This is a genomic window from Methanobacterium sp. CWC-01, from assembly GCF_030323845.1.
GTDB lineage: Archaea > Methanobacteriota > Methanobacteria > Methanobacteriales > Methanobacteriaceae > Methanobacterium > Methanobacterium aridiramus.
Map to the genome: position 1 here is coordinate 860373 of NZ_CP040735.1, position 12374 is coordinate 872746.

General features: G+C 48.8%; 11 protein-coding genes. 5 read left to right on the forward strand and 6 right to left on the reverse strand.

The window, feature by feature from the left end; genetic code table 11:
* The first annotated feature begins 2 nt into the window (after nucleotides 1–2).
* Genes FGU46_RS04665 through FGU46_RS04675 form a run of 3 tightly spaced genes read left to right on the forward strand, consistent with a single transcriptional unit; the run spans nucleotide 3 to nucleotide 2786 of the window.
* Nucleotides 3–2438: a heavy metal translocating P-type ATPase gene (locus FGU46_RS04665; RefSeq protein ID WP_286477504.1), complete on the forward strand. Its 2436-nt coding sequence runs from the start codon at nucleotides 3–5 to the stop codon at nucleotides 2436–2438.
* 40 nt (nucleotides 2439–2478) lie between these two features.
* Nucleotides 2479–2625, forward strand: a complete 147-nt coding sequence (locus tag FGU46_RS04670) for a YHS domain-containing protein (RefSeq protein ID WP_286477509.1) — start codon at nucleotides 2479–2481, stop codon at nucleotides 2623–2625.
* A gap of 11 nt (nucleotides 2626–2636) precedes the next feature.
* Complete coding sequence (locus FGU46_RS04675; RefSeq protein WP_286477515.1) at nucleotides 2637–2786, forward strand: hypothetical protein; 150 nt, start codon at nucleotides 2637–2639, stop codon at nucleotides 2784–2786.
* A 16-nt stretch (nucleotides 2787–2802) separates the two neighbouring features.
* On the opposite strand, the gene truD is transcribed toward FGU46_RS04675, so the two are convergent.
* On the reverse strand, nucleotides 2803–4053 hold the full coding sequence (gene truD, locus FGU46_RS04680; protein WP_286477517.1) for a tRNA pseudouridine(13) synthase TruD: 1251 nt from the start codon (nucleotides 4051–4053) through the stop codon (nucleotides 2803–2805).
* Nucleotides 4054–4161: 108 nt separating this feature from the next.
* On the opposite strand from truD, the gene hisF reads away from it, so the two are divergent.
* A complete protein-coding gene (hisF, locus tag FGU46_RS04685; RefSeq protein WP_286477519.1) occupies nucleotides 4162–4926 on the forward strand; it encodes an imidazole glycerol phosphate synthase subunit HisF in 765 nt (254 codons plus the stop codon).
* A 41-nt stretch (nucleotides 4927–4967) separates the two neighbouring features.
* On the opposite strand, the gene ftsA is transcribed toward hisF, so the two are convergent.
* Nucleotides 4968–6308 carry a coenzyme F390 synthetase gene (ftsA, locus tag FGU46_RS04690; RefSeq protein ID WP_286477527.1) on the reverse strand — a complete coding sequence of 447 codons (1341 nt, stop codon included), beginning with the start codon at nucleotides 6306–6308 and terminating at the stop codon, nucleotides 4968–4970.
* A 130-nt stretch (nucleotides 6309–6438) separates the two neighbouring features.
* Between ftsA and FGU46_RS04695 the strand changes: the two genes are divergently transcribed.
* A complete protein-coding gene (locus FGU46_RS04695) occupies nucleotides 6439–7743 on the forward strand; it encodes a uracil-xanthine permease family protein (RefSeq protein WP_286477533.1) in 1305 nt (434 codons plus the stop codon).
* Nucleotides 7744–7747: 4 nt separating this feature from the next.
* Here the strand turns inward: FGU46_RS04695 and FGU46_RS04700 are convergent, their stop codons facing one another.
* From FGU46_RS04700 to FGU46_RS04715, 4 genes are all read right to left on the reverse strand, one after another.
* On the reverse strand, nucleotides 7748–8437 hold the full coding sequence (locus FGU46_RS04700) for a DNA alkylation repair protein (RefSeq protein ID WP_286477540.1): 690 nt from the start codon (nucleotides 8435–8437) through the stop codon (nucleotides 7748–7750).
* Between the two features lie 22 nt (nucleotides 8438–8459).
* Nucleotides 8460–9146 carry an HAD family hydrolase gene (locus FGU46_RS04705; RefSeq protein WP_286477544.1) on the reverse strand — a complete coding sequence of 229 codons (687 nt, stop codon included), beginning with the start codon at nucleotides 9144–9146 and terminating at the stop codon, nucleotides 8460–8462.
* 5 nt (nucleotides 9147–9151) lie between these two features.
* Complete coding sequence (locus FGU46_RS04710; protein WP_286477546.1) at nucleotides 9152–10444, reverse strand: amidohydrolase family protein; 1293 nt, start codon at nucleotides 10442–10444, stop codon at nucleotides 9152–9154.
* A gap of 188 nt (nucleotides 10445–10632) precedes the next feature.
* Complete coding sequence (locus tag FGU46_RS04715; protein WP_286477555.1) at nucleotides 10633–12372, reverse strand: PAS domain-containing sensor histidine kinase; 1740 nt, start codon at nucleotides 12370–12372, stop codon at nucleotides 10633–10635.
* Nucleotides 12373–12374 lie beyond the last annotated feature (2 nt).

Genomic DNA, 12374 nt, shown 5'->3' on the forward strand with positions numbered 1-12374 from the left:
TAATGGCAGAATCTAAAAAAAAGGCGGAGATAAAAATTTCGGGAATGCACTGTGCCTCCTGCGCCCTCAACGTTGAAAAATCTCTTCAGGATGTGGAAGGAGTGGAGGATGCTCAGGTGAACTTTGGCACCGAGAAGGCCACTGTGGAGTACGACCCGGAAAAGGTTGAACTGGTAGAATTGGAGGAAAAAATTCAGGATGCCGGTTATGGTGTGGTTAATGAGCAGGTGACTTTGAAGGTAGGGGGCATGACCTGTGCCATGTGCGTGCAGGCCATCGAGGATGTACTGAACCGGATCGATGGTATCAACCAGGTAACGGTTAATCTATCATCGGAAAAGGCCTACGTAACCTATAATCCCCTGATGACCAGCGTGTCAGAGATGAGGGATGCCATTGAGGATCTGGGCTACGAATACCGGGGAGTGGAAGGTGAGGTGGATGAGGATGCCGAAGAAAAGTCCCGGCAGGCGGATTTAGATGGCAAACGGAACCGTTTCCTGGTGGCCTTCGGGTTTTCCATCCCCCTGATGCTCATCATGTTCCTGAAGATACCTCTGCCCATCCCCATGACCTACTTCATGCTTCTGGTATCCGTATTACCCTTCCTATACGTGAGTTATCCCATCTTCACCGCAGCTTACCGTTCCCTTCGCAACCGGGCTCTGAATATGGATGTAATGTACTCCCTGGGTATTGGAGTGGCCTATCTTTCCAGTCTGCTGGGTACCTTCAACATCGTCCTCACCCCGGAGTTCATGTTCTATGAGACCGCCCTGATGTTGGCTGGTTTTCTGATGCTAGGCCGCTGGTTGGAGGCCAGGGCCAAAGGCCGGACTTCCACTGCCATTAAAGCCCTGGTGGGACTGCAGGCCAAGAAGGCCCTGGTGATCCGCGACGGCCAGCAGGTGGAGGTGGCTGCAGAGGAGGTGCAGCTGGAAGACAGGGTGGTGGTTAAGCCCGGGGAACGGATCCCGGTGGATGGTGAGGTTCTGGAGGGGGAAAGCTATGTGGACGAGTCCATGATAACCGGAGAACCCCTACCAGTGCTTATGAATCCGGGAAAGAGTGTAGTGGGTGGTACCATCAACCAGAACAGTGTTCTCACCATAAGGGCGGATAAAATTGGTAAAGACACCGTACTGGCCCAGATAATTAAACTGGTGGAGTCAGCCCAGGGTTCCAAGCCCCCAGTGCAGCGCATTGCCGACCAGGCGGTGACCTACTTCATTCCCACTATCCTGACCATCGCCCTAATTTCCTTTGTGGTGTGGTACTTCCTACTGGATAGCACCCTGCTATTCGGTCTTACCGTGCTGATATCCATACTGGTGGTGGCCTGTCCCTGTGCATTGGGTCTGGCCACGCCCACCGCAGTTACGGTGGGGATTGGCCGTGGTGCCGAACTGGGTATTCTGGTAAAGGAAGGGGAGGCCCTGGAAACCTCCGAGAAGATCAGCACCATCATTTTTGATAAAACCGGGACCCTGACCCGGGGAAAGCCCTCGGTGACTGACATAATTGGCGTAGATATGGATGATCGGGCCCTTTTAACGCTGGCGGCCAGTGTGGAGCAGAATTCACAGCACCCCCTGGCCAAGGCCATGGTGATCAAGGCCCAGGATAATGATATAGTATTAGAAGATAGTCAGAACTTCGATACCTACAGTGGGAAGGGCGTATCCGCCACAGTTAAGGGGAAGGAAGTCTTGATAGGAAATCGTCGACTTCTGCAAGCCTATGGAGTGGAGATATCAGATATTGATGAGGATAAGATTTTCCGGGTAGAATCCGAGGGTAAAACCGCGGTTCTGGTGGCGGTGAAGAACACTTTTGCAGGCATAATTGGAGTGGCTGACACCTTAAAGACCAGTACCGCCCCGGCCATTGCCGAGTTAAAGAAGATGGGAATCCAGGTGGCCATGATCACCGGGGACAATCAGCAGACCGCGGACAGCATCGCCTGGCAGGTGGGGATTAAAAAGGTCCTGGCCGAAGTACTACCTCCAGATAAATCCTTTGAAGTTAAAAGACTCCAGGAGGAGGGAGAAGTGGTGGCCTTCGTGGGGGATGGGATAAACGATGCCCCGGCCCTGGCCCAGGCCAATGTGGGAATCGCCATTGGCAGCGGGACCGACGTGGCCATTGAAAGTGGGGAGATCGTGCTAATTAAAGATAATTTACTGGACGCCGTGTCCGGGGTTCAGCTCAGCCGTAAGGTAATGGGGCGCATCAAACTCAACCTCTTCTGGGCCTTCGCCTACAACGTGATCCTGATACCCGTGGCTGCAGGACTCCTGTACCCCACCTTCGGCATCACTTTCCGGCCGGAATACGCGGGACTGGCCATGGCCCTCAGTTCAGTGACCATTGTGACCCTCTCCCTGCTCTTAAAGGGATATGTACCTCCGGCTAAGAAATTGGAACTGCAGAAATAATAAGTGGGAATGATTCCATAAACTACAGTGGTGATATGGTATGGCTGTGGACCCCATATGTAAGATGGACGTGGACGAGAAAACCGCCAAGTGGGTGAGCGAATACAAAGGCAAGAAGTACTACTTCTGCGCTCCGGGTTGTAAGAAGGCCTTCGAGGACGACCCTGGAAAATATGCCGAGGAATAAGGAGTTAGAGCATGGATCTTAAGAAGATGGTTATTAATGAAGGTAAGAAGGCCCTGGAAAAAGAGACTAAGAAGAAAAAGGGCCATCATCATAAGAAAAAGAAGAAAAAGGGAATTGAGGATATAGCAGCTAAGGAGTTGAAGAAGAGGTTTAAGATTTGATTATAACCTTTATTTTTTAATATAAATCCACCTTCATTATCTCCCGTAAAACCGCCGTGGCATAGCAGCCCTTGGGAATGGAAAACTCAACCAGCACTCCCTCCGGAGTAGCTTCAGATGATACGTCCCAGATTTTGAAGCGTATAGCCCTTCGCAGCCCATGACTACCTAACCGGGACATCAGGGGTACCTTGAAGTCTTCTCTTTTTAATTTATACTCTTCTAACACCCTTTCTTCGATCTTGCCCACTTCCCTGGTGGCCAGGGGGACCTTGGTGCCGTAGAGGGGTGCGGTGGGGTGGACTTTGAAGTCTTGTATCCTCTCATCAATATCATCACCGATTTCATGGACCAGGTGCTCCTCGTTGTCTATGACGATGTCGCCCTCCACATACCGGTCAATGCCCAGCTTACAACGTTCACTCACCACCTGGTTGAAGAGGTAGGACTGGTAGGCGTGGACGAACATGCGGCTGAGTGGCTTGGGAAGACTGTGCAGGGCCTTGATGTAAGATTTATCATCCAGTTCTTCTTTCTTCTTCTTTTCCTTCAGCAGGGTGCGGAGCATCATCTTCTCGTAGCGCATCCCTCTGGGCATGCTCTCTAAGGCCTCCATCCATTCCCCCTCGTCGTACATTCTACGTGCGGCTTGAATGTGCGGGGCCTCATCCGGGTAGGGGTTTCCAATATAGGAATCAACTGCCCCTTTTAGATCATTATGTATCAAGGCCTCCCCCACCCGGTGGGTGTTGGGACGCTTCTGACCGAACCTCTGCCAGCCGTAGTAATTGGGCACCCCCCTAATTTTTAGATCCTCCAGTATCTCCGCTGCAGTCATAGCATCGGTAGCTGGGTTCTCGGTTTCCCGGATGAGTATGCGGAACTTGTTTCCCACTAACTGGCCGATCCTAAGCTTCTTCTGGTTGGCCCTTATCTCCAGGACTTTCACTCCGTAGAGCTTTTCCTCCAAGCCAGTTAGTTCAACAGGGGTGATGTTACTGACACAGAGCCACTGTCGGGTGTGGGCGGCTTTGTCCTTCATCCCCGCAAATCCCATGCGCTTCCGACTTATTTTAAGCTCCCGGGCTATGTCCAGCACCACGTCCAGGGTGTTCCTGCCGATTTTATCTATGAAGATCCAGGTGTTGGGTCCTTCCCCGCTGGGCTGGTTTTCGGGTATCTCCTCCACGTAGAAATCCTCGTATCTGGTCCTGATCTGGCCGCCGATCCCCTTCTGGGAGGTTATGTATGTGTCTGCGTTGAGCATGGTACTCTCCGGTTATAAATTAACTACAAACTGATTATGTATCTCCTTGGTATTAGGATATGGGTACTCATATAGGTTCAGGATAATAATAGTTAGGAGATGTGAATCATGACAACCGTGAAAATCATGCCGTGCCTGGATATGAAGGATGGAAGGGTAGTGAAGGGTGTACATTTTGTGGATCTGAAGGATGCCGGTGACCCGGCAGAATGTGCTGCTTTGTACCAGGAAGAGGGGGCCGATGAACTGGCCATGCTGGACATAGCCGCCACCCTGGAAAATCGGGGAACCCGCCTGGAATGGGTGGAAAAGGTGGCTTCGGTTATTGACATTCCCCTCACCGTGGGGGGAGGTATCTCCAGTCTGGAAGATATAGAGTTGACTCTTAAAGCCGGGGCAGACAAGGTGTCCATGAACAGCGCCGCCGTAAATAATCCGGACCTGATCAAGGAAGCCGCCCAGAAGTTTGGGTCGGATCGGATAACTGTGGCCATTGATGGCTGCCGGAACCCGGATATGCCCTCTGGATTTGAGGTGGTGGTGTCTGGCGGTACCAAGACCGTGGGTATTGATGCTGTGGAGTGGGCCCGGGAATGTGAAAAACTGGGAGCCGGGGTGATCCTGCCTACCAGCATGGATGGTGATGGTACCCAGGATGGTTACGACCTGGAATATACCCGGGCAATCGCGGATGCTGTTAATCTACCAGTGGTAGCCTCCGGTGGCGCTGGGAAATTATCACATTTCTACGATGCAGTGCAAGATGGTGGTGCTACCATACTCCTGGCGGCTTCGGTTTTCCACTTCCGCACCTTTAGTGTCCAGGAAGTTAAGGAATATCTTCGCCAGAAGGAAGTGGAAGTTACTCTTTGATTTAGGGCGATGCTTCCCAATTTATTCTTTTTAATATCCTATCAGCGACGGTCCACTAAACGCTTTGGTCGGCCCTTGATGTGGTAAAATTCTAGTCCGCCTGGTTCAGTAAAGTTGAAGAGGATGTTAAAGCTACCATCCTGGTATGCTTCAGATAGGAGTGGCCGATACTGTAAGAAACTTTTAAGGAAGTTCTCCTGAACCAGATCCCTGGCACAGTCACTGCTGTCCAGACATTCCATACTCACCCGGAAGGTGGTTTCCTCAGTATCACCGTACAGGAAGGCCTCATACTCCCCGGTGAGATAGTCCATATTATCCCGCTGAAATACCCCCCTCTCCACATCCACTCGGTTAAATGGGGTTCCCGCTACCCAAACGGTCTCGGCTTCCCTCTCCGGGTTCATGATCCGGAGGTGGGTGCGTCCACATGGACATTTATCCCGGGATACCACCACCGTGGTGTCTTCGGTGTCATAGTTCAAGAGCAAAGTTCCGGTCTTACCCCCCGGAGGTAGTAGGGTGGTTAGAACTATCCGACCACACTCTCCATCATCCACGAAGTTGTCCAGAGCCGGGTCGTAAACGTCCAGGTGCACCATGTCTTCTGGTACGTGCAGGCCCACCTTCTCGTGGCACTCACCACACATAGTCCCCTCGGTGCTGCCGTAGGTGTTGTAAACCGGCACATCCCACACTTCCTCCAGGTAAGCCCGTGATTCATCAGCGAAACTCTCACCCCCTGCTATCAGTCGTTTTATGCTGGATTCCTGGGGATTTAATCCTTCTGATTCCATTCTTCTAGCCAGTCTTAACAGTTTGAAGACGCTACCCACGATTCCGGTGGGGTGGTACTTGGTCATGATGCTTACCGGGAAGGTGCAGCGTCCCATGGGGATGATGGACATTCCGATCTTCTGGGCGGCCAGGGTCATGGTGTTGGCCCCGACGTTCATTCCATAGGAGGCGCATACCACCACCCGATCCCCGGAGGTGAATTTCTGGGAGGTGAAGGCCCGGGCGTACTTCTCCGCGTAGCGGTTCCAGTCTTCCCAGGTTAAAAAGAAGGATTTGGGGTTTCCACTGGTGCCGCTGGTCTCGTGGATGGTGTACACCTCCGGCCAGTCTATGCACTTGAACTCAAATTCCTCGGTCTCGGGAGGCTGTCTTTCCCGGACATCTTTACCAGATATGACTGGCAGTTCCCGCAGATCCTCGTGTTCCCTGATGGTGGAAGGATTAATCCTGTTATCACGGAACCATTTACGGTAAAATGGGGAGTTCTCCGCGGCATACTGGACTGTGTAATGTATACGTTCATCGACCAGGGCGTCCAGCTGGTCCCGGTCCATGGTTTCCATTTCCTCGGAAAAGTAACTCATGATCACCCACCTCTTTAAATCAATATTATGATTTTCCACCTAATAATAGTTGATACTGGGCCGGTGTAATAGTTCTTATTTTAAAAGAAATGGGTTTAAAATCTTCTAAGTAAAAAAAAGAGTATAAGTAATGATTTACATAAGAGATGCAATGTATTTTAAATACGGACTGGAGGATAAGCCGCCACGCACCGAGACATTGATTTTTGGGGTGCAGTGGCTGGCAGTGACCATCCCCACCATCATAATCATCGGCAACATCCTGGCAGCTGTCAATGGAGGTGGTATCAACATATCCTACCTGCAGAGTTTGCTCCTGATGGTGGGGGCGGTGATGCTGGTACAGTTACTGTATGGGCATAAGCTGCCACTGGTGGTGGGACCGGCAGCAGTGCTCCTCATAGCCGTTCTGGCCAGCCAGGGACAGACGAGTGGTGCCATCAACACCTCCATCATCATTGGGGGAGCAGTACTGGGCGTGGTGGCTGGTAGCGGACTTTTCACCTACCTTAAAAGGTTATTCACCCCCCGAGTAATCATGGTCATCCTGTTACTCATCGCTTTCACCCTCTCCCCCACCATCCTCAACCTCATCACCACCGGCAGCGGAATTTCATCCAGTAACAACCTGATATTCGCCATTACCCTGACTTTACTGGTCTTCCTATCCCACCGGGTGCTGAGAGGCTTGTGGAAATCAACCCTACCCCTGTGGATAATGATCCTGGGTAGTTTATCCTATTATGCTCTTTTTGGAGTGTTAACACCCCTTCCCCCTGATTTACATATTCTGGCCCTTCCCGGAGGGTTTGCCAGTTCCCTGGCTGTTCCTGAGTTGACCATGCTGGTGGCATTCCTCATCTGCTTTTTAGCCCTGGCCATCAATGATCTGGGGTCTATCCAAGCAGTAGGATCCCTTCTGGGGGCCGATGAAATGGAAAACCGGGTAAAACGGGGTATCACTTTAACCGGGGTGGGGAACGTTTTAGCCGGACTCTTAGGTGTTATAGGTCCAGTGAATTATTCAATGAGCCCCGGGGTCATCGCTGCCACTGGAAACGCATCCCGTTATACCCTGATCCCGGCATCGGTGGGTTTACTCCTCCTGGCATGTTCCCCCCTGGCGGTGGGCTTCATCAGCAGCATACCCTCCCCGGTGGTGGGAACCATCCTCATCTACGTTATGACCGCCCAGATGGCAGCTGCATTCCTCCTGGCCCTGGAGAAACAGGCCTTTCAGACCCTGGACCATGGATTGGTGGTGGGATTGCCCATTATCATCGGCACCGTGGTGGCTTTCCTACCTGCAGCGGTAACCAGCCAGCTGCCCCTGGTGATCCGTCCCTTACTGGGTAACGGGTTTGTGATGGGGGTGTTAACGGTGCTGTTTTTGGAGCATGTGGTTTTTGGTGGGCGAGATTTGAGACCCCACTAGAAATTTAAAAAAGATTTTTTATTAAGAGTCTTTCCTGAACCTTCTCACTCTTCAGCTCCCTTAACGCATCCGAAGCGATCCACCTGGCAGTTTTTGAATCAATTTTGTTTATTTCTTCAGCAACGGCAATGGCTTCTTTATTCAAATTCAAGTTTCTCTTCCCAATCTGTCTTAAAGCCCAATTAACAGCCTTTTTTACATAATTGCGGGGATCAGTGGATTCTCTAATAATTAGGGGGAATAACTCGATGAATTTCTCATCGTCTGCTTTTTTATCGTGGACAGCTAAGGTTGCAATCAGGGTAAAGGCCGCCCTTTTAACAAATTCTTCCTCCCTCTTGCTCCACTCGGATATTTTTTTATAGGCAAAGGGCGTCTTACGGAAAAGATTCATGCAGCACTGGTCGCAAACATCCCATGAATCAAATGCAACAACCCATCGTTCCATTTGATCTTCTGTAACCAGTTGGGGATCGTCTATCATGCTCGCCATGATTCTGGTTTCACTGTATCCGTATTTCCAGAGTTTTTCAGCAAGTTCATGATTTTTACCAGTTTCACGCGCCATACGCCTTAATACAGGCATTCTTACTCCATAAGACATTTGGGAGTGTATCCCAAATCTTGCTCGCCCCTCAACATCCTCCGGATTTGATAGAGATTCAAGCTTTCTTATGATATCTTCAAAATCCATAGAAATATTACTTCCCCCTAAGCTAGGGATTGATTATTTCCAGGATCCGGTCCAGATCCTTCAAGTCTTCCAGGACGTAGTCCGCCCCGGAATTGGCCAGTTCCTGGGAGGAGTAACTGCCAGTGGCCACGGCCATGGTATGAAGTTGGAAGGGTTTGGCGGCGGCCACATCCCGGGGAGTGTCTCCAATGACGAATATACGATCTCCCTGGTAGTGGTGTATATTCCTGGCCCGTTCCAGGGCCTTTTTCACTAGACCCGGCCGTTGCTCACTGTCACTACCAAAGCCACCGAAGGGGAAGTAACTGTCCAGACCCACCCGGCCCAGTTTGGCGTGGGCGATGGGTTCCAGGTTCCCGGTGGTGAGGCCCAGTAGGACTTCCTCATTCTTGAGTTGGGATAAGAGTTCTTTCACCCCACCCAGTACTTGTATGTTCTCCTGGTGAACGTGTTCCTGGTAGTAGCCGGTCATGTACTCCAGGCAGGCCTGGAAGTTCTTTTGTATGGTCATTTCTTCTACTCCACCCAGTTCCAGGACTTCCCTCAGGATCTGGGGGTCGGTTTTTCCGGCGTAGTTAATTCCACTGATGTCCTCCCTCATCTGATAGAATTTGTCCACAGCCTGGACGAAGGCCTGGTAGTGGCAGCGGGCACCTCGGACCAGGGTGCCGTCAATGTCGAAGAGGGTTAGTATTCCGTTGTGCACCATTTTTTTCACCTAACTTCTTGTAGCAGATCCTCTGATGCTCCCTGGGCCATTTCCATCACTTCCACCGGATCCAGGACCAGTACTTCTTTTTCCTGCATCAGTATCTGTCCATTGCAGATTACGGTATCCACATCCGATCCTCCGGCGGAGTAGACCAGATGGGACAGGGGGCTTCTCTGGGGGGTTAGGTGGGGGGCCATCATATTCACCAGCACCAGGTCAGCCTTTTTACCCACCTCGATGGTCCCGATCTCATCCTCCAATCCCAGAGCAGCAGCACCATCACTGGTGGCCATCTCCATCACCTTCCCGGCGGGAAGGACTGTGGGATCCATCAGGTTAACCTTCTGCAGTAAGGTGGCAGTTTTCATCTCCTGGAAGAGGTCCAGGTTGTTATTTGAGGCGGCGCCATCGGTTCCCAGTGATACACAAACTCCCTTTTCTACAAGTCTGGTTACCGGGGAGATTCCTGAGGCCAATTTCATGTTACTCACCGGGTTATGGGATAACTTCACCCCTCGCTCCTTGATGAGCTTAATCTCCCCTTCTGATAGCCATACGGCATGGGCGGCCAAGATATCCGGCCCCAACAGACCCAGGCTATCCAGATATTCAAATGGTCTTTTCTGGGTTGATTCCAGGACATTCTGAACCTCACCTTCCGTCTCGGAGACGTGGATGTGTATTTGAAGATCCTCCTGGTTTGCTTTCTCACGACTCCAGCGCAGAAGTTCCTCAGAACATGTGTACGGTGCGTGGGGGCCCAAAGCCACTGTTATCCGGCCCTCCGCAGTGTTATGGCACTTGTCGATGATGCGTTGAGTTTCCCTTATCTCCTTTTTTCGTTTTTCCTCATCACCGGTGTCGATCATTCCATGGCTGACAACACCCCGCAGGCCGGCTTCATCCAGGGCCCGGGCCACTTCATCCATGAAGAAGTACATATCATTGCAGCAGGTGGTGCCGGTCCGGATCATCTCCAGAGCCGCCAGTAACGCTCCCGCATAGCAGTGATCTCCCTCCAGATGGGCTTCCGCCGGCCATATATAATCTTCCAGCCAGGTCTGCAGAGGCAGGTCATCGGCCATTCCCCGGAGGAGGGTCATGGAGAGGTGGGTGTGGGTGTTCACCAGTCCCGGGATCAACACCTTCCCTTCACCATCAATAACCACATCGGCCTGGTCTCCTCCATCCGGACCTATCTCTAGGATTAGGTCATTTTCAATGAGCACCGAACCCTTTTTAACCGGGGACAGGGGCATCGTAACGTTTTTTATGAGTATACTCTGGGTTTCCATGGGGCACACCTTATTATATAAATAACCCTCTAATTTTTAATTTGTCAAATTTTCTATTTAAAGAAGACCATAAATTAGCCAGAAATGGTGAAGAATTGAAATAATTAACTAAAAAGAGTTATAACCATTAGTTTAACATAGCAAAGTAATAAAGAAATATTTGGAGAATAAGTTTTGAGTATCTTATTCTATGGAACCGGTAGAATGAAGTAAAAAGTAGTTCCTTCTCCAAGTTCTGATTCTGCCCAGATTTTTCCATCATGCTGATGCACAATCCTTTGTGCAATGGCCAACCCAATTCCTGTACCTTCATATTCCTCGTGAGTGTGCAGGCGTTTGAAAATGTTAAAAATCCCTTCCAGATAATTAGAATCTATACCCATCCCATTGTCTTTCACACTAAAAACATATCGATCAGCTTCTTTATCAGCGATGATATTGATTTTGGGGGCATCTTCTCGGCGATACTTGATTGAGTTACTTATGAGATTCTGGAATAATAAAATCATCTGATAAGCATCACCTTTAACGGTGGGTAATGAATCAAAGGTTATAGTAGCTTTATTTTCATCAATTAAGACTTTAAGATTTGTATTAACGTGATATAAAACTTCTTCTAAATCCACGTCTTCAAACATCATTTCTTTATTGGCTACGCTTGAGTACTCTAATAAATCCATGATCATTTTATCTAAACGTCTTGCACCATTCACTGCAAAACCAATAAATTCGATGGCATCTTGGTCTAAATGGTCCTTATAGCGTTGCTCTAGTAACTGCAAAAAGCTGGTGATCATACGTAGAGGTTCCCTCAGGTCATGAGATGCTACGTAGGCAAATTGTTTCAAGTCTGCATTAGAATTAGAAAGCTCTTCCGTACGTTTGGCAAGTTCTTCAGTGCGTAGTTCTACTTGCTCTTCCAAACTTTTCCAGTATTGCCGTAGTTCTTTTTCTGCATTTTTAATTTCAGTAATGTCACGTGCGGCAGCAAAAACTCCTATTACTTCATTAAATTCATCTTTATAAACAGCAGCATTATACATAACAGGTGTAATATTTCCATTTTTGTTTATAATCTCCAAAGGGTAATCCCTTACCTTTCCCTCTTCGAAAACGAGTTTGTACCCTTTTTTAGCTTCCCTGGGATTGGTGAAGTAATTTGAAAAATCAGAACCTACGATTTCATTTCGAGAATAGCCAGTGATAACTTCGGTTGCCCTATTTACATCAGTAATCATACCATCAGGACCAATGGTGACCAAGGGATCTAAAGAAGTCTCAATAAGCCTACGGTTATATACATTTGATAACTCCAATTCTTCGGTACGTTCTTCAACTAGTTTCTCCAGATTTTTTGAGATCTCTTTTAGTTTTAACTCAGTTTTTTTAATTTCAGAAATATCAGTTACTGTGATCATAAATTCTTTGAAGTTACCCTCATCATCCACCATTTCAATAGTATCTAAATGGGCAAAAAAAGGATTAATATCATCAGATACTAATTCAACTTCGCAATTGTAGTTTAAATTCGTTTTCCTAACATTTTTGCAAAGTTCATAAAACTTTTCACGATAATCTGGCTTTATAAAACGTAAAAAGGCACTATCAATCAAATATTTCCTAGGAACGCCCAAAAAAACTGATCCCTTCAAGTTTACTCTCTTTATAATCCAATTCTGATCGAGTGTGAAATAACCAACGGGAGCAAAATCATAAAGCTGAATATAATCGTCTCTGGATTCTTCCAATTTAATCTGAGTTCTTATAAGCTCTTCATTCTGCATTTCTAATTCAATCTGATAAACTTCTAATTCATGTATTAAAGCATCGAGTTCCGTCTTGATTATAGGGGAATGATACTTATTTTCAACCAACAATTCTTCTGCTTTATTACGGAGGATTTGGAACTTTGATGTGTGCTTATCCATCC